Annotated in this window: 26 protein-coding genes and 1 tRNA gene; 13 read left to right on the top strand and 14 right to left on the bottom strand. The window is 64.0% G+C overall.

The genetic code is table 11. The features are described 5' to 3' along the window. The first annotated feature begins 16 nt into the window (after positions 1-16). The 4 genes from JV18_RS0109375 to JV18_RS0109390 all read left to right on the top strand — a co-directional run bounded on the left by JV18_RS0109375 (position 17) and on the right by JV18_RS0109390 (position 4,051). A complete protein-coding gene (locus JV18_RS0109375; RefSeq protein ID WP_052071864.1) occupies positions 17-547 on the top strand; it encodes a PH domain-containing protein in 531 nt (176 codons plus the stop codon). Further along, a complete protein-coding gene (locus JV18_RS0109380; protein WP_235303069.1) occupies positions 544-2,106 on the top strand; it encodes a PH domain-containing protein in 1,563 nt (520 codons plus the stop codon). The genes JV18_RS0109375 and JV18_RS0109380 overlap by 4 nt, the downstream gene beginning before the upstream one ends. Continuing rightward, the gene (gene recJ, locus JV18_RS0109385) at positions 2,103-3,887 is read left to right on the top strand and encodes a single-stranded-DNA-specific exonuclease RecJ (RefSeq protein WP_033074287.1); all 1,785 of its coding nucleotides are present in this window, start codon (positions 2,103-2,105) and stop codon (positions 3,885-3,887) included. The genes JV18_RS0109380 and recJ overlap by 4 nt, the downstream gene beginning before the upstream one ends. An 88-nt stretch (positions 3,888-3,975) precedes the next feature. Beyond that, positions 3,976-4,051 (top strand) — tRNA-Glu (locus JV18_RS0109390). A gap of 133 nt (positions 4,052-4,184) precedes the next feature. Here the strand turns inward: JV18_RS0109390 and JV18_RS0109395 are convergent. From JV18_RS0109395 to JV18_RS0109420, 6 genes are all read right to left on the bottom strand, one after another. Further along, positions 4,185-6,173, bottom strand: coding sequence for a BCCT family transporter (locus tag JV18_RS0109395; protein WP_235303071.1), 1,989 nt, complete (start codon positions 6,171-6,173; stop codon positions 4,185-4,187). Positions 6,174-6,450: 277 nt separating this feature from the next. Continuing rightward, positions 6,451-6,999, bottom strand: coding sequence for a single-stranded DNA-binding protein (gene ssb, locus JV18_RS0109400; RefSeq protein ID WP_033074288.1), 549 nt, complete (start codon positions 6,997-6,999; stop codon positions 6,451-6,453). 31 nt (positions 7,000-7,030) lie between these two features. Then, on the bottom strand, positions 7,031-8,902 hold the full coding sequence (feoB, locus tag JV18_RS0109405; RefSeq protein WP_033074289.1) for a ferrous iron transporter B: 1,872 nt from the start codon (positions 8,900-8,902) through the stop codon (positions 7,031-7,033). Then, positions 8,899-9,156 carry a FeoA family protein gene (locus JV18_RS0109410; RefSeq protein WP_052071865.1) on the bottom strand — a complete coding sequence of 86 codons (258 nt, stop codon included), beginning with the start codon at positions 9,154-9,156 and terminating at the stop codon, positions 8,899-8,901. Before JV18_RS0109410 ends, feoB begins: the two co-directional genes overlap by 4 nt. Before the next feature lie 60 nt (positions 9,157-9,216). Then, the gene (locus JV18_RS0109415; protein WP_033074290.1) at positions 9,217-9,882 is read right to left on the bottom strand and encodes a COQ9 family protein; all 666 of its coding nucleotides are present in this window, start codon (positions 9,880-9,882) and stop codon (positions 9,217-9,219) included. A 5-nt stretch (positions 9,883-9,887) separates the two neighbouring features. Continuing rightward, complete coding sequence (locus JV18_RS0109420; protein ID WP_033074291.1) at positions 9,888-10,799, bottom strand: DMT family transporter; 912 nt, start codon at positions 10,797-10,799, stop codon at positions 9,888-9,890. A gap of 113 nt (positions 10,800-10,912) precedes the next feature. On the opposite strand from JV18_RS0109420, the gene JV18_RS0109425 reads away from it, so the two are divergent. Next, entirely contained in the window at positions 10,913-11,998 is a 1,086-nt protein-coding gene (locus tag JV18_RS0109425) for an alkene reductase (RefSeq protein ID WP_033075191.1), read from the top strand. 30 nt (positions 11,999-12,028) lie between these two features. Here the strand turns inward: JV18_RS0109425 and JV18_RS0109430 are convergent, their stop codons facing one another. From JV18_RS0109430 to JV18_RS0109445, 4 genes are all read right to left on the bottom strand, one after another. After that, positions 12,029-12,670 (bottom strand): hypothetical protein, encoded by a 642-nt coding sequence (locus JV18_RS0109430; RefSeq protein ID WP_033074292.1) that lies wholly within the window; start codon positions 12,668-12,670, stop codon positions 12,029-12,031. Continuing rightward, on the bottom strand, positions 12,663-13,088 hold the full coding sequence (gene ribH, locus JV18_RS0109435; protein WP_033074293.1) for a 6,7-dimethyl-8-ribityllumazine synthase: 426 nt from the start codon (positions 13,086-13,088) through the stop codon (positions 12,663-12,665). Before ribH ends, JV18_RS0109430 begins: the two co-directional genes overlap by 8 nt. Continuing rightward, a complete protein-coding gene (gene ribB / locus JV18_RS0109440) occupies positions 13,088-14,365 on the bottom strand; it encodes a 3,4-dihydroxy-2-butanone-4-phosphate synthase (protein ID WP_033074294.1) in 1,278 nt (425 codons plus the stop codon). Before ribB ends, ribH begins: the two co-directional genes overlap by 1 nt. Before the next feature lie 78 nt (positions 14,366-14,443). Continuing rightward, positions 14,444-15,142 (bottom strand): ankyrin repeat domain-containing protein, encoded by a 699-nt coding sequence (locus tag JV18_RS0109445; protein ID WP_235303073.1) that lies wholly within the window; start codon positions 15,140-15,142, stop codon positions 14,444-14,446. A 10-nt stretch (positions 15,143-15,152) separates the two neighbouring features. Here JV18_RS0109445 and JV18_RS0109450 point away from each other — a divergent pair, with 10 nt between their 5' ends. Genes JV18_RS0109450 through JV18_RS0109460 form a run of 3 tightly spaced genes read left to right on the top strand, consistent with a single transcriptional unit; the run spans position 15,153 to position 16,970 of the window. Beyond that, positions 15,153-15,800 (top strand): SCO family protein, encoded by a 648-nt coding sequence (locus JV18_RS0109450; RefSeq protein WP_200879091.1) that lies wholly within the window; start codon positions 15,153-15,155, stop codon positions 15,798-15,800. Then, positions 15,788-16,249 carry a YcgN family cysteine cluster protein gene (locus tag JV18_RS0109455; RefSeq protein ID WP_052071866.1) on the top strand — a complete coding sequence of 154 codons (462 nt, stop codon included), beginning with the start codon at positions 15,788-15,790 and terminating at the stop codon, positions 16,247-16,249. The genes JV18_RS0109450 and JV18_RS0109455 overlap by 13 nt, the downstream gene beginning before the upstream one ends. Beyond that, complete coding sequence (locus JV18_RS0109460; protein WP_235303081.1) at positions 16,242-16,970, top strand: M48 family metallopeptidase; 729 nt, start codon at positions 16,242-16,244, stop codon at positions 16,968-16,970. Before JV18_RS0109455 ends, JV18_RS0109460 begins: the two co-directional genes overlap by 8 nt. 25 nt (positions 16,971-16,995) lie before the next feature. Here the strand turns inward: JV18_RS0109460 and JV18_RS0109465 are convergent, their stop codons facing one another. The 3 genes from JV18_RS0109465 to JV18_RS0109475 all read right to left on the bottom strand — a co-directional run bounded on the left by JV18_RS0109465 (position 16,996) and on the right by JV18_RS0109475 (position 20,384). Then, positions 16,996-19,110 (bottom strand): transglycosylase domain-containing protein, encoded by a 2,115-nt coding sequence (locus JV18_RS0109465; RefSeq protein ID WP_144243915.1) that lies wholly within the window; start codon positions 19,108-19,110, stop codon positions 16,996-16,998. Positions 19,111-19,210: 100 nt separating this feature from the next. Beyond that, positions 19,211-19,618 (bottom strand): peptide-methionine (R)-S-oxide reductase MsrB, encoded by a 408-nt coding sequence (msrB, locus tag JV18_RS0109470; protein ID WP_033074296.1) that lies wholly within the window; start codon positions 19,616-19,618, stop codon positions 19,211-19,213. 103 nt (positions 19,619-19,721) lie between these two features. Further along, the gene (locus tag JV18_RS0109475; protein WP_033075196.1) at positions 19,722-20,384 is read right to left on the bottom strand and encodes a YggS family pyridoxal phosphate-dependent enzyme; all 663 of its coding nucleotides are present in this window, start codon (positions 20,382-20,384) and stop codon (positions 19,722-19,724) included. Positions 20,385-20,452: 68 nt separating this feature from the next. Between JV18_RS0109475 and JV18_RS0109480 the strand changes: the two genes are divergently transcribed. Next, positions 20,453-21,112, top strand: coding sequence for a thiamine phosphate synthase (locus JV18_RS0109480; RefSeq protein ID WP_033074297.1), 660 nt, complete (start codon positions 20,453-20,455; stop codon positions 21,110-21,112). On the opposite strand, the gene JV18_RS0109485 is transcribed toward JV18_RS0109480, so the two are convergent. After that, positions 21,085-21,762 carry a hypothetical protein gene (locus tag JV18_RS0109485; protein ID WP_033075197.1) on the bottom strand — a complete coding sequence of 226 codons (678 nt, stop codon included), beginning with the start codon at positions 21,760-21,762 and terminating at the stop codon, positions 21,085-21,087. The genes JV18_RS0109480 and JV18_RS0109485 overlap by 28 nt on opposite strands. A gap of 328 nt (positions 21,763-22,090) precedes the next feature. On the opposite strand from JV18_RS0109485, the gene JV18_RS0109490 reads away from it, so the two are divergent. The 4 genes from JV18_RS0109490 to holA all read left to right on the top strand — a co-directional run bounded on the left by JV18_RS0109490 (position 22,091) and on the right by holA (position 26,798). Continuing rightward, the gene (locus tag JV18_RS0109490; protein WP_033074298.1) at positions 22,091-22,552 is read left to right on the top strand and encodes a DUF3576 domain-containing protein; all 462 of its coding nucleotides are present in this window, start codon (positions 22,091-22,093) and stop codon (positions 22,550-22,552) included. A gap of 58 nt (positions 22,553-22,610) precedes the next feature. Then, a complete protein-coding gene (gene leuS, locus JV18_RS0109495; protein WP_033074299.1) occupies positions 22,611-25,160 on the top strand; it encodes a leucine--tRNA ligase in 2,550 nt (849 codons plus the stop codon). An 85-nt stretch (positions 25,161-25,245) separates the two neighbouring features. After that, positions 25,246-25,770, top strand: a complete 525-nt coding sequence (lptE, locus tag JV18_RS0109500) for an LPS assembly lipoprotein LptE (protein WP_033074300.1) — start codon at positions 25,246-25,248, stop codon at positions 25,768-25,770. Continuing rightward, a complete protein-coding gene (holA, locus tag JV18_RS0109505; protein WP_033074301.1) occupies positions 25,767-26,798 on the top strand; it encodes a DNA polymerase III subunit delta in 1,032 nt (343 codons plus the stop codon). The genes lptE and holA overlap by 4 nt, the downstream gene beginning before the upstream one ends. The last annotated feature ends 10 nt before the right edge of the window (positions 26,799-26,808 follow it).

Consider the following 26,808-nt stretch of genomic DNA (forward strand, 5'->3'; position numbering starts at 1 on the left):
CGACTATCGAGAGGGGATGACCGACAGCCCTCCCGCGCATCCCCTCGACCCCTTTGACCCACGGGCAATTCTTGCCTCCGAAGGACTGGAGCCGGTCGCGCCCGCCTTTACCCATGTTCTGCGGATCACCGCCCTGTTCAACATGGTGCCGCTGGCCATTGCGCTGAGCGTCGCTGATTATTTCCTGATACGGCATCTGGGCGGTCCCTATGGGCTGCTGAGCGCGCTCGCGTGGATCGCCGCGCTGGCCGTCATCACTTTGTTTCCCGCGCGCCGCGCCCAGCGTTGGGGCTTTCATATGGGCGAGGGTCAGCTGCGCGTCGCGCGCGGTTGGTTGTTTCGCACCGACACCATCGTCCCCTTTGTCCGGGTGCAGCATATCGATATCGGTCAGGGGCCGGTCGAGCGCTGGTTCGGCCTGTCGCACCTGATCGTCCACACTTCGGGGACACATAACAGCACGGTAACGCTGCCGGGGCTGCACGCCGAACTGGCCGCGGCAATGCGCGAGACGATCCGCCGCCATATCCAGACCGATTTTGCATGAATGATATGTCGCCCTCTGAAGCGGTCCGGGCAGAGCAAGGCGAGGCAGCGGGACGCGAGGCGCTTCCCGGCCCCGAATGGCAGCGTCTGCACCCCGCGACGCTGCTGATTGCGGTTCTGGCCATTGGTCCGCGCCTGATCAATTTCCTGCCTGCCATCGCCGCGCTCGGCTTTACCGGCAATTGGCAATATATTGTTCCCGCGCTGCTCGCCTTTCTGCTGCTTTCGCTGCTTGCAGCCTGGTTTCACTGGCTGCGCTTTCGCTTTGCCGTCGGCAGCGATGAAGTGGTGATCGAAAGCGGGGTGCTCGCCCGCCAGCATCGCACCATCCCCTTTGACCGGATTCAGGATGTCAGCATCGAACAGGGCTTGCTCGCGCGCGCGCTGGGCATTGCCAAGGTCGGTTTCGAAACCGGCGCGAGCGCGAGCGATGACGGCGCGCAGCTCGATGCCATCGCGCTGGAAAGCGCCGAGGCGCTGCGCGCGACAATCCGCGCGCACCGCAGCAGCGCGGGGACGGCCAGCACCGCTGCCGAGGGCGCCGCCCTATCCGATGCTGACGAGCAGCAAGCGGACGACCGGCTGCTGTTCGCGATGACGCCCCGCCAGCTGGTCGTTGCGGGATTGTTCAACTTCTCGCTCGCCGCGCTCGCCGTTTTCGGCGCCGCGACGCAATTGTTCGACAATGTCCTGCCCTTTGACTTCAATGTCTTCAACCCGTTCGACTGGTTCGATCTGGCCGATCAATATGGGCTGGACGACTGGCTGTTCGCGCATCGCTGGATGGCGGGTGTCGGAGCACTTTTGTCGCTGCTGCTGATCGGCTTTGCGTCGGGCGTCGCGCTGATGATCTTTGCCAATTGGGATTTCCGCCTGACGCGCGAGCCGCGCGGGCTGCGCCGGACGCGCGGGCTGACAACGCGGACCGATGTTGCGCTGCCGATCCGGCGTATTCAGGCGGCAATTATCGTCACCGGCTGGTTTCGCCGCCGTTTTGGCTGGCACGAACTGCGCGTGCAGAGCCTGGCGAGCGATGGTGGCAAGGAAGCCGACCACCAGATCATCCCCTTTGCGCGCTTTGACGCTATCGACCCGGTGCTCGGCGAAATCGGCATTGCCCGCCCCGCCTCCGATACGGCTTGGCAAAAAAGCCATGTCATCGTCGCCCTGCCCGGCCTGATCGGCGCGCTGGTGGCGCTGGGCGGGGGTGGCATCGCGCTGGCACTGGGGCATATGCCGGGATGGTTTGCGATTGCCGCGGCCCTCCTGATCGCCCTCCTCGCCCTTTTTGGCGCGCGATTCTATCGATGGGCCGATCTGGGCGACCGGGTGGCGATCCGCCGGGGCTTTTCGAAACCGCGCCTGACGCTCCTTCCCGATGCGTCAGTGCAGAGCATCGACCTGAAAACCGACTTCATCCTGCGCCCCATGGGCCTCGCCACGCTGGTCTTCGGCGTGCCGGGGGCCAGTTCGCTGGGCGCCCATGATATTCCCGCCATCCCCCGCCCTGTGGCCGAAGCGCTGCGCCAGCGGATATTGGCGGGCGGAGAGAAGATATGACCGCAAACAGGACGGCCGACACCGCGCTGGGCATCGAACGCTCGATCCTCGGCCAGCCATGGCGCTGGCGCGCGACCAGCGCCGATATGGGCAGCGACACGCTGGCGCCCGACGATCTGGTCACGCAATTGCTGCTGGCGCGCGGGGTGACGCGTGACGAACTGGATCGGCATCGCAGCCCGACCTTGCGCGGCTTCATGCCCGACCCCTCCATCTTTCGCGATATGGACGCCGCCGCCGCGCGGATTGCCGATGCGGTCGAGGCGAAGGAAGCGATCACCATCTTTGGCGATTATGACGTCGATGGCGCGACCTCTGCCGCGCTGCTCGTTCGCCTGCTCCGCGCGCTCGACGTGCCCGTTGGCGCCTATATCCCCGATCGGCTGATGGAAGGCTATGGCCCCTCGGGCGCGGCGCTGGTTAAGATTGGCGAGGCGGGGTCGCGACTGGTCGTCACCGTCGATTGCGGGGCCCAGGCCTTTGACGCCATCGCCGAGGCCAAGGCAGCGGGGGTGGAGGTGATCATCGTGGATCACCACCAATGCGCGACGACGCTGCCGCAGGCGCTGGCTGTGGTGAACCCCAACCGGCTCGACGAGGCGCCCGACGCCGCTGGCCATGGCAATCTGGCCGCGGTTGGCGTGGCTTTCCTGCTGGGCGCCGCGCTGCTTCGTACCTTGCGCGCGCGCGGTTTTTTCAGCAGGCGCGCCGAGCCTGCATTGATCGATCTGCTCGATCTGGTCGCGCTCGGCACCGTCGCCGATGTTGCGCAGTTGACCGGCTTTAACCGCGCGCTGGTGACGCAGGGGCTGAAGATCATGGCGCGGCGCGGCAATATCGGCCTGTCGGCGCTGATGGACGCAGCGCGGCTGACGAAACCGCCAAGCGCGAGCGACATGGGCTTTGCTCTGGGACCGCGCATCAATGCAGGCGGACGCGTCGGAAAATCCGACCTTGGCGTGCGGTTGCTCACCACGAGCGACCCGCAAGAGGCTGCCGATATCGCCGCCGAGCTCAACCGGCTGAATGAGGAACGCCGCGCGATCGAGGCCGCCGTGCTCGACGAGGCGCTGGCGGCGAGCGCCGCCTGCGCTAATGCCCCGGTCGCGCTGGTATCGGGCGCGGGCTGGCATCCCGGCGTCATCGGCATTGTCGCCGGGCGCCTCAAGGAAAAGCTCCACCGCCCCGCCATCGTCATCGCAGTGGATGAGGAAGGCGTGGGCAAGGGGTCGGGCCGCTCTATTTCCGGCGTCGATCTGGGCGCCGCGATCCTTGCAGCGAAGGAAAGCGGATTGCTCGTCGCCGGGGGGGGCCATGCGATGGCAGCGGGGCTGACAGTTGACGCGGCCAAGCTTGACGCGCTCGGCGCCTTTCTGAATGAACGGCTGGCGCGCGATGTCGAGCGGGCGAGCGGCGAAAAGTCGCTGCTGATCGACGCGGTGCTGGCCCCGCGCGGCATCAGCCCCGACTGGTGCGCGGCGATCGAGAGCGCCGGGCCCTATGGTGCGGGCTGGCCTGCCCCGCGCGTTGCCACCGGGCCAGTGCGAATCATCGAATCGGGCGTCGTTGGCACCGATCATCTCCGCCTGATCGTCGCGGGCGAGGATGGCGGACGCTTCAAGGCCATCGCCTTTCGCAGCGCTGAAAGCGAATTGGGCCAGACACTGCTCCATACACGGGGCAATCGCAAATTATGGCTCGCGGGCCGCGCAAAACGGGATGATTGGGGCAGCCGCCCCGCTGCTGAACTCCATCTCGAGGATGCAGCATGGGCCGATTGAGGGGGCGCTGCGTAATATTTTTGCGCAAGCTGTCCGCCAGCGCTTGACCGCGCCGACCAGCCCGTCTAATGCGCCGCTTCCGGTTGACGGCCCCTTCGTCTAGCGGTCTAGGACGTCGCCCTTTCACGGCGAAAACACGGGTTCGAGTCCCGTAGGGGTCACCACCGCCGCAGCTTGCGGCCCAGCACCGGATTTCCTCCGCATTTGCTTTATTGGCCCGTCGCTGGACCGGCCTGCCTGCGCCATTTGCTTTGGGACGAGCGCCCCCGCCGAAGCGGGGCACGTTCGCACCGACGGCTATTTCAGCCGGCGATAGTGGCGGAAACGCGCATAGCGGTTCAGCACTTCGTTGATCAGCTGCGCCTCGCTATAGCCCGTCACGTCGGTCGGGCCATCCCCGTCGGAGCTGGAAGCCATGGCGCGATAATGTTGTCGTTCCTTGGCATGGGCTTTTTGCGATTCGGCGTAAGCGAAGCTGGGCGCGCGGAAAGACCGCACACGCACCATATAATGGAACACACCGAGGTCGCCGTGCGGCACCGTCAGTTCGAGAAGATCCGGCCGCTTCACCAGTTCGGGCTCAAGCTCGGTCTGGCGAAGCTGGGTTGCGATGGCGTCGAGCGCCGATCGCACGGTGGACGCGAGAAAGGCCTCGCTTTCCGCCTGCGAATAATAATGGGTGATGTTGGTCAGGCGCTGTTGCCACCCCGGACCCGCCGCCGGGATGCGCGGCGCGTCGGCCGTCAGCGACAGGTCCAGCGGCATGCCCCGATTTTCCGTCTGCAAGGCGCGCAGCAGGCCAAAACAGATAAAGAGCATGACCACGGCAAAAGGCAGCGCACTGGCGATGGCCGCCGTCTGCAACGCCTCCAGCCCGCCAGCGACGAGCAGCACTGACGCCACGACCCCTGCGCACAGCGCCCAGAATACGCGCTGCCACACGGGCGGGTCTTCGGCATCGCCCGACGTAATGGTGTCGATCACCAGCGCGCCCGAATCCGCCGAGGTCACGAAGAAAGTGATGACGAGCAAGGTCGCCAGCGCCGATGCGACATAGGATAGCGGCAGATTTTCAAACATCTGGAACAAGGCAACGGGCATGTCATTGACCACCGTGGCGGCGATGTCGGCGGTACCCTTCATATCCATGTCGATGGCGGTGTTGCCAAAAACTGTCATCCACAAAAAGGTAAAGAGCGAGGGTACGAGCAACACCCCCATGATAAATTCGCGAATGGTGCGCCCCTGCGAGATCCGGGCGATAAACATGCCGACAAAGGGCGACCAGCTGATCCACCACCCCCAATAAAAGAGCGTCCAGTCGCCGAACCAGGGATTGGGTTCATAGGCATACATGCGGAAACTGCGCTGAATGAGCGTCCCCAGATAGGCGCCGATATTCTGGACATAGGCCTGGAGCAGGAAAATGGTCGATCCCGCCAACAGCACGAAAATGAGCAGCGACACGGCGAGGATGATGTTCAGTTCCGACAGCCGCTTGATCCCCCTGTCGAGCCCCGCCATCGCCGAAGCGGTCGCCAAGAGCGTGATGCCGGCAATCAGGAAGATCTGCACCGTTGTATTGGTGGGCAAACCAAAGAGGTGATGGAAGCCCGCATTCACCTGAAGCACGCCAAAGCCGAGCGAGGTGGCGACGCCAAACATGGTGCCGAGCACGGCGAAAATGTCGATCGCATGACCGATCGGCCCATGAATGCGCCGCCCAATCAGTGGATAGAGCGCCGAGCGAATGGTGAGCGGCAAGCCGCGCCGAAAGGAAAAATAGGCAAGCGCCAGTCCGACGATGATGTAAATCGACCAGGCGTGGAGACCCCAATGGAAGAAGGTCAGCACCATCGCCTGGCGCGCCGCCTCGACCGTATGGCCTTCGCCCACCGGCGGCGCGGCATAATGTTGTATAGGCTCAGCAACGCCGAAAAAGAGCAGGCCAATCCCCATGCCCGCGCTGAACAACATCGCGAACCAGGAGAGATAGCTGTATTCGGCCTCGCTATCGTCTGCGCCCAGCTTGATGTCGCCATAGCGGCTGAGCATCAAAAAGATCACGAACACCAGAAAGCCCACCACCGCGAGCACATAGAACCAGCCGAAGTCGACTGTGATCGTGCGCTGAAGCGCGGCGAGCATCGGCCCGGCGCGTTCCGCAAAAAGCGACCCGAAGAGCACGAAGATCAGGATCAATGCCGCTGAACTATAGAATACCGGCGGGTTGACGCGCATCCGCACCCCGGTCGAAGACGAATCCTGCGTGTCGGTTTGCGCCATGATGAGGCTCCCTTATTTTCGTTCGGGCTCTCAAGGGTGGCCCAAAGCGCCCATGATGAAAAGCCATCCGCGCTGATTTTCCGTTAACAAGACGGGCGAGCGGCGGCCCCAGCGGAGCGATGGTGAGCGGCGGCGGCCGAGGAGAAGCCCAAAAAAGGCGCGATGCCACAGGGGCTGAAACCCCCGAGAAGCCCATGACGGGAGGGCTGCCGACGCACGAAAGCGACGCCCTGAGGACGCCGCCTATGCTATAAATCTGTGCTGGAAAAGTTGCGCCTCAGAAAGGCACATCGTCATCCAGATCATCGTCAAAGGGCGGGCGTCCGCCGCCGCCGCCGCTGCTGCCACCGCCCTGGTTCCAGCCGCCGCCCGACGATCCGCCGCCGCCCGCAGAGCCGCCACCCCAGCTGTCGCCGCCGGAGGAACCGCCGCCCCAACTGTCGCCGCCGCCAGCGCGCGCGCCACCGCCGCCCGGTGCCCCGTCGAGCATCGTCAGCGATCCGCCCACGCCCGCGATGACCACTTCGGTGGTGTAGCGATCATTGCCGTCGCGGTCCTGCCATTTGCGGGTCCGCAGACTGCCCTCGACATAGACTTTGCTGCCTTTTTTCAGATAGCGTTCGACGACGCCGACCAGGCCGTCACCATTGATGACGACATTATGCCATTCGGTGCGCTCCTTACGCTCGCCGGTCATCCGGTCCTTCCAGCTTTCGGAAGTGGCGATACGGATATTCGCGATCCGTCCGCCATTTTGAAACGACTTGATTTCGGGGTCAGCCCCCAGATTGCCGATCAAAATTACCTTGTTGACGCTGCCAGCCATCGTCGCTCCGTTCCGCGCTTGATAGAAAGGGTCAGCCTAGCCCGAAGGCGACGGCCGTCCAATAAGTGATACCAGCAGCGGCATAGGCCAGCGCGAACAAATAGCCAACCATGAACAGCGGCCATTTCCACCCATTGGTCTCTCGCCGCGTGATCGCGATGGTCGAAATACATTGCGGCGCGAACACGAACCAGGCGAGAAAAGCGAGCGCGGTCGCGAGGCTCCAGCGCCCCTGCAGCCGCTCGCCGAGCGTTTGGGCCAGCGCTTCTTCGTCATCGCCCGCGTCGATGGCATTGGCGGTCGCCATCGCCGAGACGGCGACTTCGCGCGCCGCCATGGCGGGGATGAGGGCGAGGGCAATATCGTGGTTGAAACCGATGGGGCGGACGACCACTTCCAGCCCGCTGGCGATACGCCCGGCAACGCTGTAATCGACCTGGCTTTCGCTGCTGCCATCAGGAAGCTTGGGATAGGAAAGCAGCAGCCACAGCGCGATGGTGGTCACGAAAATGATCGTGCCGGCGCGGCGGAGGAAAATCCAGGCGCGCTGCCAAAGCGAGATAAGCACATCGCGCAGCCGCGGCCATTGATAGCGCGGCATTTCCATCATGAAACTGGCGCTGCTGCCCTTTGCCAGCGTACGCCGCAGGACAAGGGCGACGACCAGCGCGCCGACGATCCCCGACACATAGAGGCCAAAGAGGACGAGCCCCTGCAACCCCACGGGCGAGTTGCCGACATTGCGATTGGGAATGAAGGCGCCGATGATCAGCGTATAGACAGGCAGGCGCGCCGAACAGGTCATCAGCGGCGCGATCAAAATGGTGGTCAGCCGGTCCTTTGCATCAGGAATAGCGCGCGTCGCCATGATCCCTGGCACCGCGCAGGCAAAGCTTGACAAAAGCGGGATGAAACCGCGCCCCGACAGGCCGACCCGTGCCATGATCCCGTCCATCAAAAAGGCCGCGCGGGTCATATAGCCCGATGCTTCCAAAAGCAGGATGAAGAGGAAGAGGATCAGAATCTGCGGCAGAAAGACGATGACCGAGCCGACGCCGCCCAAAATTCCCTCGACGATCAGCCCGCGCAGGAAACTGTCGGGCATGGCGCCGATGACCATTTCCTGCATCGTGGCAATCGCGCCCTCGATCCAGCCAATCGGCGCCTCCGACCAAGCATAGACCGCCTGGAACATGATGAACATCAGCGCGAGCAGAATCAAAAAGCCCGCGACGGGGTGAAGCGCAATCGCATCGACCCGCTGCGTCCAACGGCGCACTGGCCTTTCCGCCACCGTGGCGGCGCGAGCGATAACGCGGGCGCGGCGATGAATATCACCTTCCTGGGCCGCTACGCCGCCGCGTTCCGCGCCGCTTTCGCCATGCGAGAGAAGGGCGCCGTCGACGGCCGAAAGCAGATCGACGAGACCGCGCCGCCGCACGGCCACGGTCGGCACCACCGGAACCCCGAGTTCACGCGAAAGCGCTTCGACATCGAGCGTCAGCCCGTCGCGCGTCGCCAGGTCGAGCATGTTGAGCGCCACGACCGTGGGCCGACCAAGCGCGATCAGTTCGAGCGCGAAACAGAGATGATTGTCGAGATTGGCGGCATCGACGACAACAATCAGCGCGTCGGGAAGCGCTTCCCCCGCCTGTTTGCCAAGAATGACGTCGCGCGTCACCTGTTCATCGGGGCTGGAAGGCGTGAGGCTATAGCTGCCCGGAAGATCGATCAGCGACAGCGGCCGCCCGTCGGCAAAGCTGGCATGCCCCGCCTTTCGTTCAACGGTGACGCCCGGATAATTGGCGATTTTCTGTCGCGCGCCGGTCAGCGCGTTGAACAGGCTCGACTTGCCCGCATTGGGATTACCGACCAGCGCGATGGTGGGCATGGCGGCGGTCATGCCGCGGCCACCGCGGCTTCAACCTCAATTTTCGCGGCCTGTGCGGCGCGGATCACCACTTTCATCCGACCCACGGCGAGCGCCAGCGGATCGCGCGAGAACAGACTGCCGCGATGAAGCGGTGTGACCTCCACCCCCTCCATCAGACCGAATTCACGCAGCCGCCGCCCTTCGCCGGGCGACAAATGGTCCCAGGCGATGTGCGAAATGCGGACGGGGAGGCCCAATGCGGCGGAATCGAGACTGTCATTCATTTGCGAGCGATTATCAATAACAGTCGCCACGCACCAGCCCCAATATGGAATAATCGCCGGTCAGCGTCCCGGATAGCGCAGCCGTCCGATGAAGCGGGCAAGGCTGGGCCGTTCCCCCTGGCGTGCGGCGCGGCGATGCTTCCAGCTTTCAAAACGCATCACCCCGTCGATACGCCGCGCCAGAAAGGCGCGGGTTTCCGTGTGCTCATCGCTTTCATCATTAAGAAAAACAGCGAGCGTCGCGGCATAGACCGAACCCAGAATCGCGCGCTTGCTATAATGATTATAATCGGTCGCGGTATCGCCTGCGAGCCGCCACATGACGTCGGCGGCGCGCCAGCCGAGCCGCGCGGCAAAAGGGGCATTGACCGGAAGAGCAAGCAAGGCGAGCGCGCGGCGTAGCGCTTCGCGATCAGCCGCCAGAAGCGCGAGCCGGGTTTCCACCAGCGTCGTGATACGTTCGCGAATCTTGAGCGTGGCGAGCCGGTCGGCAGGCCAGCGGTCGGCCATGCGGGCATCAATATCGGCAAACCAGGCGTCGATCATATCGCGCCCACCGCCGGGAAAGGCGAGCCGCGCAACATCGGGATCAATCCCGGCGCGGCGCGCGGCATCGGCCAGCGCGGCCTCCCCAAAGCCATCAAAAGCAGCCGCGGATGGAATCAGCGGCGCCAGGGCGACGCGGATTTCATCGAGCGTCGGGTCAGCGGGAAGGATCGAAGCCATAGAAGTCAGATAGGCGCTGCGCGGCGACTCGGCAACCGAATGAGCACAAGCGCGGCGCCGACCATCAATCCCCCCGCCACATCGACCAGGCTGATACCCTCGTCGAAAATCAGCCAGCCGCTGAGCGCGGCGACCGCGGGCTGGGTCAACAGCGTCAGCCCGATTACCAGGGAGGGGAAGCGCGGAAGCGACCAGATGAGCAGCCCCTGCCCGATCACCTGGCTGGTCAGCGCCAGCAGCAGGATGGGAGTCCAGTCGGTCGGGAGAATTTTTTCGCCGAACAGCAAGGCGGTGCTGAGCAGGATCGGCACACACATGGCCGAGGAAAAGCTGAGCGCGCTCCATGGCTGTAGGGCGCCGCGCGCGCGCTGCATCATCAGCACATAGCCGGTATAGAGTATCCCGGCGAGCAGGCTGAGCAAGTCGCCGGCCAGATAGGCGGGCGACATTTCATAGCTTTGCCCCATCAAAAGCGCTGCGCCCGCAAAGGCGAGCAATATCGCCACCGCTTGCCACCCGCGCGGCAGGGTGCGGCTGAACATGATGCCCCACAGGACGAGCAGCAGGCTGGCGCAATTGGCGAATAGCGTGGCATTCGCGACTTTTGTGCGCATGATGCCCAAATGCCAGGATAAAAGATCGAGCGCGAAAAACACCCCGGCCCCCATGGCAATGAGAATGGCGTGGCGCGACGGCAGCCGCCCGCCCGTTTCACGCCAGGCGAACAATGCCAGAAAAGGCAAAGCGATCAGCATGCGCCAAAAGGCCGTCGCGGTCGGCCCCGTATCAGACAGGCGCACAAACATCGCCCCCAGCGACAAGGCGACATTGCCGCCCAGCAAAGCCGCGAAGGCCCAACGTCCCCCGCCAGAAGACGGGTCAACAGCGGGGGAAAGGGGGATGTCCTTGGCAGTCATTTAGATTTTCTTTTACAACTGAACCCTTGTCCGGCAGGGAGGATGGCATAGCTTGGGCCCATAGCGATGCGCCGACGGGGCGTCGCCTGCAAAAAGTGAAAGGCAAGGCATATATGAGCATTTCCCCCTTCGACCCGATCAAATTGGGAGCGATCGACGCCCCGAACCGCATCATCATGGCGCCGCTGACGCGCGGACGCGCCGGACCGGGATTTGTCCCCACCGATCTCGCCGTCGAATATTATCGCCAGCGCGCATCGGCGGGACTGATCATTTCGGAGGCGACGGGAATTTCGCAGGAAGGGCTGGGCTGGCCCAATGCCCCGGGCCTGTGGACCGACGCACAGGTCGAAGGGTGGAAGCCGGTGACCGAAGCCGTGCATCAAGCCGGCGGACGCATTGTCGCACAGCTTTGGCATATGGGGCGGCTCGTCCATCCGGTGTTCAACGATGGGAAGCCCGCCGTATCCGCCTCCGCCACCTTGTATGAAGACCGTGCGCACACACCGCAGGGGCGCATGCCGCTGGAACGCGCGCGCGCGCTGGAACTGAATGAAATTCCCCGCGTCATTGCTGATTATGTGAAGGCGGCTGAAAATGCCAAGCGCGCGGGATTCGACGGGGTGCAGCTGCATGGCGCCAATGGCTATCTGATCGACCAGTTTCTGCGCGACAACAGCAATTTGCGTGACGATGACTATGGCGGGTCGATTGAAAATCGCATCCGCCTGCTGCGCGAAGTAACCGAAGCGCTGATCAGCGTGTGGGGCGCGGATCGCGTGTCAGTGCGCCTATCGCCCAATGGTGAGACGCAGGGCGTCGACGACAGCGCGCCCGAAACGCTGTTCCCCGCCGCCGCCGCCGCGCTGGACGGGCTGGGCATCGGCTTTCTGGAACTGCGCGAACCCGGCCCGGACGGCACTTTTGGCCGGACCGATGTGCCCAAGCAATCACCCGCGATTCGCGAAGCCTTTAACGGGCCACTGATCCTCAACAGCGATTATGACCTTGCGAAGGCGGAGGCCGCACTGGCGGGCGGCTTGGCCGATGCCATCAGCTTTGGCCGCCCCTTCATCGCCAATCCCGATCTGGTCGAGCGCATTCGCACCGGCGCGGCCTGGGCTGCCGACAATTACAAGACATGGTATTCGCCGGGGCCGGAGGGATATATCGACTATCCCGCGCTTCAGCCGGCCTGACCCCCGAACGTCGCCGCTGTTCCGTCCGGTTCAGCGGCGACGATCTTTTCCCTTGGCTTCTGCCTTGTCGATGATCGCCGCCCCGAGCGGTCCCACGACATGGCCCCCGAAACGCAGCAGCAAAAAGGCGGCGGCGAAGAAAAGCGCCGGGGAAACCCACAGCGCGACAGCAGCCGCGACGATCATTGCCAGGATCACCGCCACAACGCCGCTCGTCAGTTCAGCCTGCACCCCCCGGGTAAGCGTTATCGTGCGCGGTCCCTTTGCATCCCACCATTTGTTCGTAACCAACGTTTTTGAGCCATAGGTCGACGACGCCATCGACGGATTGGCCGGGCGCATATGCGTTGATGGGGCGGTGGACGCGACATGGGCCCACGGCTTTGCCGCCGCCGCATCTCCGCCAGCGCGCGCCTTGACGGGAGCGAGAGGCTCCAATGTCTTTTTGCCGGGGAGGCCCACCAGGCGCGGCGGCGTCGCAGGGATGATGTCGGCTTTACTGTTCGGCGCAGGCAGTTCTGGCCGGATGGCGTCGACGCCCATACGCCGATCATGCTCAGCCATGCGTTCGGCCGCCGTCGGGGGTGTCGCACCCGTAATCCGGTCGACCACCATCAGCCGCCCGTCACGCTCGACAATTAGAAGGCGGCTGAGAGGCGCGCGATCAACCAATACCGAATTGCTCCTTCAGCGCCAGCATGGCGAGCGCGGCGCGCGCCGCTTCGCCGCCCTTGTCCTTGCGCGTCTTGTCGGCGCGTGCAAGCGCCTGCTCCTCATTCTCAACGGTCAAAATGCCATTGCCGATGGCCAGCCCGTCCAGCGTCAGCGCCATGATGCCGCGCGCGCTTTCGTTCGACACCACTTCAAAATGATAGGTTTCGCCGCGAATAACGACGCCCAGCGCGACATAGGCGTCGAAACGTCCGCTGTCGGCGGCAAGCGAAATCGCCGCAGGCACTTCGAGCGCGCCGGGCACGGTCACCGTTTCATGGCTATGCCCTTCGGCCTCCAGCGCGCTGCGCACGCCGTCCAGCAGCATGTCGTTAAGCTGACTGTAGAAACGCGCTTCGACGATCAGAACATGGGCCATTATTCGCTCTCTCCGGGAATGGGGCGTTCGCCGACGACCGAGAGGCCATAGCCTTCGAGGCCGACGAGATTATTGTGCGAAGGCGTCAGCAACTCCATCGCATGCACGCCAAGATCGGCGAGGATTTGCGCGCCAATGCCATAGGTACGAAAATCCATGCCGCCCGCAGGCGGCGGCGCACTATCGGCCGCAGCCGAGCCTGGAAGCGGGCGCATAAGCATGACGATGATCCCCGCCCCCGCTTCGCCAATAGCATCCATGGAACGTTGCAGACGGCGTTTTTTCGGCCCCGGACGGCCCATAATATCGTCGAACAAGGACACGGGGTGCATGCGTACCAAGGTCACGCCTGCGGGGTCCACCGTTCCCTTTTGCAGCACCATATTGACGCTACCGTCAATTTTGTTGCGATAGGATTTCAGCCGCCATTCGCCGCCATAGTCGGATTCGAACGGTTCATCCGCGACGCATTCAACCAGCCGGTCGCTGCGGCTGCGATAGGCGATGAGATCGGCGATCGTCCCGATCTTGAGCCCGTGGCGCCGCGCGAAGGGGATGAGGTCGTCGAGCCGTGCCATCGACCCATCGTCATTCATGATTTCGCAGATTACGCCCGAGGGATTCAGTCCCGCGAGACGCGAAATATCGACCGAAGCCTCGGTATGGCCGGCGCGGACGAGCACTCCGCCGTCGCGGGCGATCAAGGGAAAGACGTGGCCGGGGGTGACGATATCCTCGCGCCCCTTGGACGCATCGATAGCAACCGAAATGGTGCGCGCGCGGTCGGCGGCGGAAATGCCCGTGGTCACGCCTTCGCGCGCCTCGATAGAGGTGGTGAAGGCGGTTTCGTGCCTTGTGCCATTTTGGCGGCTCATCAATTCGAGGCCCAGCATCTCCACGCGCTGGCGCGTCAAGGTCAGGCAGACAAGGCCGCGGCCATGGGTGACCATGAAATTGATGGCATCAGGCGTGGCCATTTGCGCCGGAATGACCAGATCGCCCTCATTTTCCCGATCTTCATCATCGACCAGAATGAACATGCGCCCGTTACGCGCCTCGGCGATAATTTCTTCGGGAGTCGCGATGGGCGACAGGTCACTGCCATTCGCTAGCCAGTCTTCCAGCTTGCGGAGCGTTTCGGCGGTAGGATTCCAGCCGGGCGAATCCAGTTCGCGCAAGCTGTTGGCGTGAAGCCCCGCGGCCCGTGCCAGCCCCGACCGCGACATGGTGCCGTCTTGGACAATGGCGCGGATACGGTCGATCAATGCAATAGACATGATCGGCGTGTCTCACATTATAATGTGACTGTCAAACCATTCATCACATTGAACCGCACACGCGCTGCATGCCCTATGTTATTTCGGCCCGAATACCGGCCCATATTGCCGGTCCGTTCCCGCGTCGGCCTTGGCATCGAGCAAGGGGAGCAAGCTGCCTGTCCGGTCATCGCGTTTCGCATAGTCGCGTGCCGACATGCCCGCGATATGATCAGCTTTGTCGGGGTTGGCGCCGTGCCGCATGAGCAACCGCACCATGGCCGGGTTACGCGCCTGCACTGCGAGGATCAGCGCCGTTTCACCGCGCCGGTTCGTCTGATCCACAGGGGCCTCGCGCTTCAACAATTCATCCGCGCCCTCGGTAAAGTTCAAAAGCGCGGTATGCATCAGCGGGGTCACGCCTTGGCGGTCGGCGATTGACGGATCCGCTCCCTTGCCGAGCAGAAAACGAAGCCAGGTCGCGTCCCGGCGCTTCGTCACTATGGTCAACGCAGTTTCACCGTTATCAGGATGGCGGGTATTGATCAGCGCCGGATCTTCCTTCAGTGCGTCGCTCGCCTTGGTACCATCGCGGCTTTCGACTGCCATCAAAAAGGCATAACCGCCCCGGAACTGCGCCGATGCGGGTGATGAAAAGCCGGCCAGCGCCAGAAGGGCGACGGCGAGCAGGGCGGTGGCAAGGCAGCGTTCCGCGCGAGCGAACATAAGCGGGTGGTCCCCAGATAATGCGCCGTTGATGCAACGACAAAGGTTGATTTTCGGCGGCAGGCCGACCATGGCTTGCCGCATGATGACGACCGCAATTATGGGCCAAAAGCGCCTGCGTTCAAGCCTGATCCTCGCCGCCGCCGCGCTGCTGGCCGCTTGCGGTGGGCCGGGGGGCGAGGCAAAGGATGCGCGTCCGCCGCTTGAGGGCGCACGCATTGGCGGCCCCTTCACCCTGGTCGATCAAAATGGCCGCACCGTCACCGACGCGGATTTCGCCGGAAATTACCGGCTCGTCTATTTTGGTTACAGCTTTTGCCCCGACATCTGTCCGGTCGATTTGCAAAAGCTGATGCGCGGCCTCGCCCAGTTTGAAAAGGCTGATGCGGAACGCGGCGCCAGGGTTCAGCCGATTTTCATCAGCATCGACCCCGCGCGCGACACGCCCGAAGCGCTCAAACCCTTTGTCGAACGCTATCACCCGCGCCTGCTGGGCCTCACCGGAACGCCTGCCCAGGTGGCGGCGGCCGCCAAGGCCTATGTAGTCACTTATCACAAGGTCGACGGGTCGGCGCCCGACCGCTATTTGATGGCGCACAGCCAACTCGCTTTTCTGATGGACCCGGACGGCAAGCCGCTCGCGCTGCTGCCGCTTGATGATCCAACCACCGATGCGGATGAAGGGCGCCCGGAACTGGTGGCGGCCGAACTGGCGAAATGGGTAAAATAGGAACGGATGAGGCCCCCGGCGCCACCCCCTTTTGGGAGGCTCCGCTGGCCAGTCTCGATGCGGGGCAGTGGGAGGCCCTGTGTGACGGATGCGGCAAATGCTGTCTCCACAAGCTGGAGGATGCCGACACGGGGCGCATTTATCCCACCAATGCCGCCTGCCGGATGCTCGACCTCGAAACCGCGCGGTGCCGCGATTATCCCAATCGCCGCCGCCATGTGCCCGACTGCCTGACCCTTACAAAAGCCACGGTGGACGATATCGCCTGGCTTCCCCAAAGCTGTGCCTATCGCCTGCGCGCCGAGGGGCTGCCGCTGCCCGATTGGCATTATCTGGTCTGCGGCGACCGCGATGCGGTGCACCGCGCGGGCGAGTCCATCGCTGGATGGACGGTGAGCGAGGATGATGCCGGGCCTTTGGAAGAACATCTTGTCGAGCGCATTGTTTAAAGCTGTCGTTGATCCGGACGCGCGCGACAGCATCCGGGTCGGTGACATCAGCCTGCCTGTGCGGCTGGTTCCGCATGCGCGCGCGCGTCGCTATCGCCTGGTGTTCGACAATGCGCGCGGCGAACTCCGCCTGACCCTGCCGCGCCGCGCGAGCCGCGCCGGCGCGCTGAACTGGGCGCGCGAGCAACAAGGCTGGATTGCCGACCAATTGGCCAAATCCGCTGCCCCGATCCGCGTGGAGCCGGGCACCCAGCTACCACTGTTCGGAACGGCGCGGACCATCATCTGGGACGCCGCCGTCCCGCGCGCGGTCCGGCTGGAGGCCGACGCGCTGTATGTCGGCGGCCCGGCCGAAACCGTGGGGCGCCGCCTTGAACGCTGGCTGAAACAAGAAGCGCGCACGCTGATGGACGAGGAAAGCCGCACCATCGCCGCGCGCGCCGGGCTGCACGTCGGCCGCGTCGGCGTCGGCGACCCGCGCAGCCGATGGGGCAGTTGCACCGCATCGGGCGACCTGCGCTATAGCTGGCGGCTGATCATGGCCCCGCACCATGTTCGCCGGGCGACCGTCGCGCATGAAGTCGCCCATTTGCGCCATATGGACCATGGCGCGGATTTCCACGCACTGGTCGCCGCGCTTCATGATGGCGACGTCGATGCCGCGCGGCAGTGGCTGCGCCGCGAGGGACGAAGCCTGCATCGCTATCGCTTTGACGACTAGGCTTTCAAGCGCCGCGCCAGCTACGCTATTCGCCAGCGCCCATGGCAGCAGGTCGAGCAGGTCCAGTGGCCTGCGGCGGCGGCGCGCCCTGCGGCGGGGCGGCCTTGGGCGGCGCGGCGGGGCGCGGCGGCGGGGGTGAACGCCGCCCCGTCTGTTCCTCTATCCATTGCTGGTTGAGCACGGGACCATTCACCGGCGGCGGCGGTTCTCCGGGATAAGGCTCCTCGACCGGCAATTCGATCGGCATGCCATTTTCATCCACCAGCCCATCGGCCTCAGGCTCGCCGAAATAGGCTTCGCCCTCTTCCTCAAGCTGCCATTCGGGAAGAACGACTTCGGTATCGAAATCCTCGACCGGACGCCGGGCCACCGCGACGCGCATATAATCGGCAAACGCCTTGGCCGGCGCACGCCCGCCTTGCAGGCCGCCCACCGGCTTTGCATCATCGCGTCCCATCCAGACGCCGGTCGTAAGGCCGCTGGAAAAGCCGAGGAACCAACCGTCCTTGTTGCTGGATGTCGTTCCCGTCTTGCCCGCGACTGGACGCCCGATCTGTGCCGCGCGCGCGGTGCCGGTGTTGACCGCCGTTTGCATCAGGTCGGTAATTCCGGCCGCAACCCACGGGTCCACCAGCACCTGCCCCGGCTCAGCCGGGCGCTGATACAAAAGCTCGCCATCCGCGGTCGTCACCTTGGTAATGCCATAGGGCTGGACCGAAGCCCCTTTGCGATTGATGGCTGCAAAGGCCGTCGTCATATCGATGACGCGGGTTTCCGCCGTGCCGAGCACCATCGAAGGATGGGTGTTGATCGGCGTCGTTATGCCAAAGCGCCGCGCCATATTGGCGACGGCTGAAAAACCGACCTCGTCCCCCAGCTTTGCCGCTACGGTGTTCACCGAATAAGCAAAAGCGGTTCGAAGGCTCATCGGCCCGGAATAGCGGCGCGAATAGTTGCGGGGGCTCCACCCGTTGATCGTCACCGGTTCATCAACTACCTGATCGTCGACGCGGTAGCCCGCCTCAAGCGCGGCCATATAGACGAACACTTTCCACGCCGATCCCGGCTGGCGCACCGCCTGTGTCGCGCGATTGTAGTTGGAGGTCACATAATCGAGCCCCCCGACCAGCGCGCGCACCGCGCCGTCGCGGTCGAGCGACACCAGCGCGCCCTGCACTCCGCCCGGCGTATTCGCCTGCAAGGCGGCAGTCGCGGCGCGCTGCATGCCAAGGTCGATCGTTGTATAGACGTCGATCGGCGCATTGCCTTCGTCGATCAGCATGTCGAGCTGGGGCAAGGCCCAATCGGTGAAATAGCGGGCGCTATTCTGCCCCGTTTCCTGTGCCAGCTCGACCTCGGCGGGCTTGGCCGCGTCAGCCTGCGCCCGGCTGATAACACCGGCATCGACCATGACATTGAGAACGACGCTCGCGCGACCCAGCGCCGCTTCGGCATCGGCGGTCGGTGAATAGCGCGACGGCGCCTTGACCAGTCCCGCCACCACCGCGGCTTCGGACAGCGACATCTGGGTGGCGCTATGGCCAAAGAAGCGCCGCGAGGCGGCGTCGATGCCATAGCTGCCGCCGCCAAAATAGACTTTGTTCAGATAAAGCTCGAGGATCTCATCCTTCGAGAATTTCCATTCGAGCGCCAGCGCCAGCACCATCTCGCGCAGCTTGCGCGACCAGGTATAGCTGTTCGACAGAAAGACATTGCGCGCCAGCTGCTGGGTGATCGTCGAGGCGCCCTGCATCCGCCGCCCGCTGCCATAATGTTCGACCGCGAAAATGGCGGCGCGCGTCATGCCAACGGGATCGACCCCGGGATGATAGCGAAAGCGACGATCCTCAACCGCGACCATCGCATCCTGCATCACCTCCGGCGTTTCGCGCAGCGTCAGCCAGCGGCCGTAATTGGGGCCGAGCGACAGGAAAACCGTGCCGTCCGCAGCGCGCACGCGGATCGTCTGGCCCGCCGGGGATTTCTTGAGCTCCTCAAAGCTCGGCATACGCTGAACTGCGATGCCGATCGCCACGCCCAGCGCGATGGCGCCGACGAGGGCAAGCGTTAAACCCCAGCGGACGAAACGACCGAACCACAGCCGCAGAGGCGAAGGTCGGCTGCTGCTTTTCTTGCCCAAGGCTCCGGTGTCTCCTGTCGATCGTCGCCGCCATTTCCGGCGCAAATATGATTGTTACGGCGCGCTTATGCCCGGAAAAAGGCCAAGCTTCAGCCCGCGATCATCCCTCGGGCTTTCCTGTGTCATCCGGTGCGCGCTCTTCGAAGTCAAGCGCCGCACTATTGATGCAATAACGAAGCCCCGTCGGCCCCGGCCCGTCGGGGAACACATGCCCCAAATGCCCTTCGCATGCCGCGCAGCGCACCTCGGTCCGGACCATGCCATGGCTCATGTCGACATGTTCCAACACCACGTCATCGGCGGCGGGCGCGGTATAGCTCGGCCAGCCCGATCCGCTGTCATATTTGGCATGGCTGTCGAACAGCGGCGCGCCGCACCCGGCACAGCGATAAAGGCCATTGCCCTTATGATCGGTGTAACGGCCCGTGAAGGCCCGCTCTGTCCCGCCTTCGCGCAGGACATGGTAAGCCATGGGATCAAGGTCGCCATTCTTCGGGGCTGCGCTCATCTCGGTCTCCGTTTCTTGTCGCCCGCGATTAGGCGCATGGGCATTTCATCATGCTTAACGAAATGCGGAAAGCCGCGCCATAGATGCCCTGCGTCCCGAATAATCAGTTTCGCGTCCCGAAAAGCGCGGTACCGACGCGGATATGAGTCGCCCCCAGCACCACAGCTTTTTCATAATCGCCGCTCATCCCCATCGAGCGCAGGGGCAGGCCATGGCGTTCGGCCAGTTCATCAAGCAGCGCAAAATAGGGAGCCGCATCCACTCCGACGGGGGGAATGGCCATCAGCCCTTCGATCTTCAGCCCCGCTTCGCCCGCCATCTTGAGCAAGGCGGGCAGATCGGCGACTGCACAGCCGCCCTTTTGCTCCTCATCGCCGATATTCACCTGCACAAAAAACTGCGGCCATTTGCCCAGCTTCGCACAGGCCTTGGCGAGCGCGGTGACGAGCGAGGGGCGGTCGACCGCGTGAATCGCATCGAAAAGCTGCACCGCATCCTCAGCCTTGTTCGATTGCAACTGCCCGATCAAATGCAGGGTCAGGCCAGGGGTTTGGGTACGCAGACCGGGCCATTTCTCTGCTGCCTCTTGTACGCGATTCTCGCCAAAATGGCGCTGGCCCGCCGCGATGAGTGGACGAATTGCATCGGCGTCATGGGTTTTCGATACCGCGATCAGGCACAGCTCCGCCGCCTTGCGCCCGGCGCGGTGCGCGGCTTCTTCGACCCGCATCCTTACCATGTCCAGACGTTCTGCTGCTTCGCTCATCGCTTCATCCATATGTCGTCTATCGCGCGCGCGTTGCACGCCCGCCCCGCGCGCCTATAGAAAGGGCAATGGTCCGACGCCACCCCCTGCCGCCCGCCAGCCGCCATGCCCCGCCGCGCCGCTGGCTGATCAGCGATCCGCGCTTGGACCCCGGGGTCGAGCGGCTGCTTGCCTTTGTGCCGCCGGGAAGCGCCATTTTGGTGCGTCACGATGCCTTGCCACCTCGCGCCCGCTGGCGGCTTTTCCGCCGGCTGGCCGCCTGTGCGCGGCTGCGGCGCCTGACGCTCTGGCTCGCTGGAACCGCGCATCAGGCCGCGCGCTGGGGGGCCGACGGCGTTTATCTGCGCCAACATGATGCCGGACAAGCGGTCCAGGCCCGGCGACTGGGGTTAAAGATCGCGATGCCGGTACATGATCAGGCCGAGGCCCGCCGCGCCGCGCGCGCGCAGGCCGATGTCCTTTTTATCTCGCCCCTTTATCCCACACGCTCGCACCCCGGCATCGCCCCTTTGAGCACCGCAGGGTGGCTGCGCCTTGCCCGGCTGGCTGGCGGCCAGCCCATCGCACTCGGCGGCATGACGGCGGCGCGGGCGCATAGGCTGATGCGCCAAGCCGCAAGCCAAGGCACTAGCCCGGGCTGGGCGGCCATCGACGCCTGGTCCGTTATGGCGAAGGAAAAATATGCGCAGCGCGCCGCCTATCAGAAGCGGAAGGCTGTCCCGACATAGACCGCCTGGCTGTCGCGCCTTGTGTCGGTCAACGGCTCGACCGGCGCATCGCTGCGATAGCGCACGCCTGCCGTGACATCGAGATTCTTCGTCAGGCGATAGCTGCTGACGACGTCAACCGCCTGGTCATTGCCGGGCGAGGTCACGCGATCAGTCGCACCTGCGGGCTCGCTTGGCCGGCTGATCATGCGCGTGGCAAAGCGCGATTTCTTTTCTTCCTGGTCGGGCGCCTTGGCTACCGGCAGATTCTTGATGTCCATGCCGCGCGGAATCGAGGGCGTCACAAATTTCTCAAAGCCCACCGAGGCGCCCAGATCATAAGCGATGGGAGCGATGGCCACCGAGGGCTTGGCCCGCACAGCAGCGAGGCCGGTTGACCGGGCTGCATCTTCACGCGCGCGAATCACGACGGTAATTGCGCGATTCTTCCGCTCTTGATCCGTCACAGCCGGCGTGAAGCTGAAACTTTCGCGCGCTTCCGCTGACATGCGCTTGTAGCGGGCGATCAGACGCGGGTCGCCCGAAGCCGGGGTGAACTGGCTGAGCAAGGTTTCGGAAAGCTGGGTATCGCGAATGCGTTCAGCGCGGCTCATCGACGCGAGCGCAGGCGGCAAGGCAACCGCCAAGGCAGCCGCCGCAGCCAATCCCATCTTTCCATAATGTCGCGATTTCCGCGCCATTTCACTCATTACTCCAACCCCAACCGAGTCCCAGATAGGCATGAAGAGTTAATCAATCCAGTCATTCCGGACAGAATTATAGCCTTCAAGCCCCTTTTTCGCCCAAATTGTTGCGCCAAGTCCACAGTCGCCTTGGCTTGGACGCGCGCTAGGGCGTTTATATGACTCCTATGTGAACGGCCCCTTGCCAATGATGGGCGCGCTTGCCCGATGCCCACAAGGGCGATAGAGACGCAGCAAATCCACGATGCGCGCGCCGGATAAATGCGGTGGCGCGCCCAGTCAAAGGTGTTTCGGCATGTCCCAGTTTCCCGTCATCGCGTCGATCCGCCGTCGCCCGGTCCAGCTCGCGCTCACCGGCCTCACCGCCTTAAGCCTCGCGGCATGCGGCGGACAGGAACGACCACGCGCCGACCTTGCCGCATCGCAGGTTACGAGCATTGGCGTAAACAGCTATTTGTGGCGCGCCTCGCTCGATGCGCTGTCCTTCATGCCCTTGCTGCAGGCCGATTCGGCGGGCGGGGTGATCATCACCGACTGGTACGCCAACCCCAGCAATCCCAATGAGCGGATGAAAGTCACCGTTTCGATCCTCGACCGCGACCTGCGCGCCGATGCGCTGCGCGTCGCCGCGTCACGCCAGGTGGCGCAGGGCGGCGCCTGGGTCGACGCCCCGGTTCAGGCCGCCACGGTGCAAAAACTGGAAGAAATCGTCCTCACCCGCGCGCGCGACCTGCGCCGCAGCGCCTTCAAGGGCTGAATGGCGGGCGGGCCGCTTCCCGCCCATTCTTTACTCGGAATAATACGGGAAACTGCATATGACCCGCGAAACGCGCTTTGGCGCTCTGGCTGCTGACGCCCGCTGGCAGGCGGCGTGGGAAAAAGCGAATTCTTTTGCGACGCCAACCGGCGGCGATCGGCCCAAAGCCTATATTTTGGAAATGTTCCCCTATCCCTCGGGGCGCATCCATATGGGGCATGTGCGCAATTATGCGATGGGCGATGTTCTCGCGCGCTTCAAGCGCATGACGGGGCATGATGTGCTCCACCCCATGGGCTGGGACGCCTTTGGCATGCCGGCGGAAAATGCCGCGATGGAAAAGGGCGTCCACCCGGGCGGCTGGACCCGCGACAATATCGCCGCGATGCGCGCGCAGTTGAAGCGCCTCGGCCTCGCGATCGACTGGGACCGCGAACTCGCCACCTGCGATGCCGATTATTATGGGCAGGAACAGGCGCTGTTCCTAGACCTTCATGCCGCAGGCCTCGTCTATCGCAAGGAAAGCTACGTCAATTGGGACCCGGTCGACATGACCGTGCTCGCCAATGAACAGGTAATCGACGGACGCGGCTGGCGCTCGGGCGCGCTCGTCGAAAAGAAGAAACTGTCGCAGTGGTTCCTAAAAATCACCGACTTTGCCGACGAGTTGCTCGACGGGTTGGGGCGCCTCGACCAGTGGCCCGACAAGGTGCGGCTGATGCAGGAAAACTGGATCGGAAAATCGCAGGGGCTGGAATTTTCGTTCAAGCTCGTCGGCGGAAAGCCGGGCTTCGACGTTTTCACCACGCGTCCCGACACCCTCTATGGCGCCAGCTTTGCAGCCATTTCGCCCGACCATCCGCTCGCCGAGAAAATGGCGAAGGATTCGCCGCGCCTTGCCGCGTTCATCGAGGAATGCCGCCGTCAGGGCACCTCGGCTGAACAGCTTGAAACGGGCGAGAAGCTGGGCTTCGACACCGGGCTGTCGGTCGAGCATCCGCTTGATCTCGATTGGCATCTGCCCGTCTGGGTCGTCAATTATGTGCTGATGGATTATGGCACCGGCGCCATCTTCGGCTGTCCGGCGCATGACCAGCGCGACCTTGATTTTGCTCGCAAATATGAATTGCCCGTCCACCGCGTCATCGCCGACGGGGAAGAGACGCACCAGCGTTTCAAGGGCGATGAAGCCTATACCGGTCCCGGCCGGGTGGTGAACAGCCATTTCCTCGATGGCATGAGCATCGACGAGGCGAAAGCCGCCGTCATCGCCCGTGCCGAACATGAAGGTTGGGGCAAGGGCACCACCGTCTGGCGCTTGCGCGACTGGGGTGTTTCGCGCCAGCGCTATTGGGGAACCCCCATCCCCTTCATCCATTGCGATGCGTGCGGCACCGTGCCGGTTCCCAAGGATCAGCTTCCCGTCACCCTGCCCGAAGATGTCGACTTCTCGGTCCCCGGCAATCCGCTCGACCGGCATCCGACGTGGAAGCATGCCCAATGCCCGTCGTGCGGCGGCGATGCGCGGCGCGAAACCGACACGCTCGACACTTTCGTCGATTCCAGCTGGTATTTTCTGCGCTTTGCCTCGGCGCCTGCCGACAAGCCCTTCGACCCTGAAGAGATTCGCCGCTGGCTGCCCGTCGACCAATATATTGGCGGCATCGAACATGCGATCCTCCATCTCCTCTACGCGCGCTTCTGGACGCGCGCGCTCAAAAAGCTGGGGATGGTCGATATTGAAGAGCCTTTCGCCAGCCTGTTCACCCAGGGGATGGTGACGCATGAAACCTACAGCCGCGCGCAGGGCGAAGGCCTGCCGCCGCTTTATTTCACTCCCGATGAGGTGAACCGCAGCGCCGATGGCGCGACGCTGATCGCCGATGGCGCGCCGGTCGATGTCGGCCGCGTGATCAAAATGTCAAAGTCGAAGAAGAATGTCGTCGATCCCGACGCCATCCTCGACCAATATGGTGCCGACGCCGCGCGCTGGTTCATGCTGTCCGACAGCCCGCCCGAGCGCGATCTGGCGTGGAGCGAGGCGGGGATCGAGGGCGCATGGCGCTTCGTCCAGCGGCTGTGGCGTCTGTTCGGCGAAACCGAAAATCGCGGCGACGGCGGCGAAGACAAGGCGCTCGCGCGCAAGCTGCATCAGGCAATTGCCGGGGTGGCAGCGGAAATTGACACGCTCGCCTTCAACAAGGCGGTGGCGAAAATTCATGCGCTCGCCAATGATATTGAAAAGGCCAAGCCCTCGGCGACCCGCGCCGAAGCCTGCGCCACCTTGATCCGGCTGGTCGCCCCGATGATGCCGCACTTGGCCGAGGAGGCTTGGGCAGCCCTTCCCGAAGCGCAGCGCTCGACCGCACTCGTCGCCGATGCGCCTTGGCCGGAAGCGGACCCCGCGCTGCTCGTCGATGACGAGGTGACCATCGCCATTCAGATCGGCGGCAAGCTGCGCGATACGATGACGCTGGCGAAAGGGCTGGACAAGGGCGCGATCGAAGCCGCCGCGCTGGCGCGTCCGCGCATCAGTGAACTGCTGGGCGGCAACGCACCCAAGAAGGTGATTGTGGTTCCCGACCGCTTGGTGAATATCGTTCCCTGACAAACGCAATGCGCGGCAGGGAGCAAGCCTTCTGCTTGTCGCGACATCACTCGACACAAGCGGATATCTAGGTCAGATTGACACCATGCGCATCCTCCTTCTTTCCGCTCTGACCGCCTCCGCCCTGGCCCTTGGCGGCTGCGGCCTGCGACCGCTTTATGCCGAGGGCAATAAAGGCGAAGTCGCGCGCGTGCTCGCCGATATCGATGTCGCCCCGATTGAAGGTCATTCGGGCTGGCTGGTCCGTAACGCCTTGCGCGACCGGCTTCAGCCGACGCAGGGCGGTGAAGGCGCGGGCAGCCGCCTGCGCCTCGACGTTCGGTTGCAGGATGAGATTACCGGCTTTGGGGTGCGCTCTGACGATGCGGTGACGCGCGAGCGGCGGACGCTGCGCGCCCGCTATCAGCTTGTCGATGTTGCCAGCGGCGCAGTGCTGCTTGATGCGACGGCCGCGCAGGATGCGGGGATCGACGTCGTGGGCAGCGAATATGCGACCATCGCCGCCGAATCGACCGCGCTCGAACGGCTGGCTTCGGGGGTTGCTGACCAGATTGTCGCGCGCGTCGCGGTGTTCGCCAGCCGGGGCGGCGGCGCTCCCCAAGGGCAATGAAGAGCGTCAAGCCCCAGGAACTGGAGCGGCTGACGCGCCTCGACCCTGCAACCCGCTTCACCCTGCTCACCGGGCCTGATGACGCGACGATGGAGGCGGTCGCCGGGCGGTTGATCGGTCTGGCGGGGAGTGACGCCGAACGGGTCGCCCTCTCCTCTTCCCAATTGTCGCAGGATGCGGCGCTGCTTGCCGCCGAAGCGGCTTCGCTCTCGCTTTTTTCGCCGCAGCGAGTGATCCGCCTCGACATTTCGGGCAGCGGCGATGATTGCCTCGCCGCGCTCGACGCGCTGCTCGCCGCCGACAAAGTTGTCAATCCGGTCATCGCTGTCGGCGCATCGGTGACCGCCCGGTCAAAGCTGGTCAAAATGGTCGAGGGCGCCGATGCCGCCGTGGCCGCCATCTGCTATCAGCCCGACCGCCGCGCGCTGGTCGGCATTGCGATGAAGGCGGCCGAGGAACAGGGGTTGCGGCTCGCCAACAGCGAGGCCCAGCTGATCGTCGATCTTGTCTCGGGCGACCAGACGCTGATGCGGCGCGAGATTGAGAAAATCGCCCTCTATCTCGACGCCGCGCCCGAACGGCAGCGGCAGGTCACGCCAGAGGATATCGCGACCTTGGGCGCGGCGACGCATGAAGAAGATGTCAGCGAATGCATCAATGTCGCGCTCGGCGGCAAAGTGCGCGACCTGCCTGCGATGCTCGCCAAGGCAGCGGCGGTGGGAATTGCCGAAATCCGCATCATTCGCGCCCTCGCCATCCGCACGCTGGCGCTCGCTCGGCTGCGTGCCGAAGTGGACAGCGGAGCGCATCCCGCAACCGTCGTTTCCGCGCGCAGCAGCGGCATTTTCTGGAAAGAAAAAGATGCGGTTACCGCCCAGCTTCACATCTGGGACTCGCTGCGCATCGCCCGGCTGATGACCCGGCTGATCGATTGCGAGCGCGCGTTGAAAACTTCCGGAACCGCTGGCGCCGTCTTGTTCAACAAGCTGATGACCGACATCACCCACCAGGCCGCCCGCGCCCGCTGAATTAAAGGGG

This window comes from Sphingopyxis sp. MWB1, assembly GCF_000763945.1.
Classification (GTDB): domain Bacteria; phylum Pseudomonadota; class Alphaproteobacteria; order Sphingomonadales; family Sphingomonadaceae; genus Sphingopyxis.

What these genes read in the sequence shown, in the direction of transcription:
- JV18_RS0109375 (WP_052071864.1), top strand. Translation starts at nt 17, where the DNA reads ATGACCGACAGCCCTCCCGCGCATCCCCTCGACCCCTTTGACCCACGG.
- JV18_RS0109425 (WP_033075191.1), top strand. Translation starts at nt 10,913, where the DNA reads ATGAGCATTTCCCCCTTCGACCCGATCAAATTGGGAGCGATCGACGCC.
- leuS (WP_033074299.1), top strand. Translation starts at nt 22,611, where the DNA reads ATGACCCGCGAAACGCGCTTTGGCGCTCTGGCTGCTGACGCCCGCTGG.
- ribB (WP_033074294.1), bottom strand. Translation starts at nt 14,365, where the DNA reads ATGTCTATTGCATTGATCGACCGTATCCGCGCCATTGTCCAAGACGGC.
- JV18_RS0109475 (WP_033075196.1), bottom strand. Translation starts at nt 20,384, where the DNA reads ATGAGCGAAGCAGCAGAACGTCTGGACATGGTAAGGATGCGGGTCGAA.
- feoB (WP_033074289.1), bottom strand. Translation starts at nt 8,902, where the DNA reads ATGACCGCCGCCATGCCCACCATCGCGCTGGTCGGTAATCCCAATGCG.
- JV18_RS0109490 (WP_033074298.1), top strand. Translation starts at nt 22,091, where the DNA reads ATGTCCCAGTTTCCCGTCATCGCGTCGATCCGCCGTCGCCCGGTCCAG.
- lptE (WP_033074300.1), top strand. Translation starts at nt 25,246, where the DNA reads ATGCGCATCCTCCTTCTTTCCGCTCTGACCGCCTCCGCCCTGGCCCTT.
- holA (WP_033074301.1), top strand. Translation starts at nt 25,767, where the DNA reads ATGAAGAGCGTCAAGCCCCAGGAACTGGAGCGGCTGACGCGCCTCGAC.
- JV18_RS0109480 (WP_033074297.1), top strand. Translation starts at nt 20,453, where the DNA reads ATGGTCCGACGCCACCCCCTGCCGCCCGCCAGCCGCCATGCCCCGCCG.
- JV18_RS0109450 (WP_200879091.1), top strand. Translation starts at nt 15,153, where the DNA reads ATGATGACGACCGCAATTATGGGCCAAAAGCGCCTGCGTTCAAGCCTG.
- JV18_RS0109395 (WP_235303071.1), bottom strand. Translation starts at nt 6,173, where the DNA reads ATGGCGCAAACCGACACGCAGGATTCGTCTTCGACCGGGGTGCGGATG.
- ribH (WP_033074293.1), bottom strand. Translation starts at nt 13,088, where the DNA reads ATGGCCCATGTTCTGATCGTCGAAGCGCGTTTCTACAGTCAGCTTAAC.
- JV18_RS0109410 (WP_052071865.1), bottom strand. Translation starts at nt 9,156, where the DNA reads ATGAATGACAGTCTCGATTCCGCCGCATTGGGCCTCCCCGTCCGCATT.
- JV18_RS0109455 (WP_052071866.1), top strand. Translation starts at nt 15,788, where the DNA reads ATGGGTAAAATAGGAACGGATGAGGCCCCCGGCGCCACCCCCTTTTGG.
- msrB (WP_033074296.1), bottom strand. Translation starts at nt 19,618, where the DNA reads ATGAGCGCAGCCCCGAAGAATGGCGACCTTGATCCCATGGCTTACCAT.
- JV18_RS0109485 (WP_033075197.1), bottom strand. Translation starts at nt 21,762, where the DNA reads ATGGGATTGGCTGCGGCGGCTGCCTTGGCGGTTGCCTTGCCGCCTGCG.
- recJ (WP_033074287.1), top strand. Translation starts at nt 2,103, where the DNA reads ATGACCGCAAACAGGACGGCCGACACCGCGCTGGGCATCGAACGCTCG.
- JV18_RS0109380 (WP_235303069.1), top strand. Translation starts at nt 544, where the DNA reads ATGAATGATATGTCGCCCTCTGAAGCGGTCCGGGCAGAGCAAGGCGAG.
- JV18_RS0109415 (WP_033074290.1), bottom strand. Translation starts at nt 9,882, where the DNA reads ATGGCTTCGATCCTTCCCGCTGACCCGACGCTCGATGAAATCCGCGTC.
- ssb (WP_033074288.1), bottom strand. Translation starts at nt 6,999, where the DNA reads ATGGCTGGCAGCGTCAACAAGGTAATTTTGATCGGCAATCTGGGGGCT.
- JV18_RS0109420 (WP_033074291.1), bottom strand. Translation starts at nt 10,799, where the DNA reads ATGACTGCCAAGGACATCCCCCTTTCCCCCGCTGTTGACCCGTCTTCT.
- JV18_RS0109445 (WP_235303073.1), bottom strand. Translation starts at nt 15,142, where the DNA reads ATGGTCGGCCTGCCGCCGAAAATCAACCTTTGTCGTTGCATCAACGGC.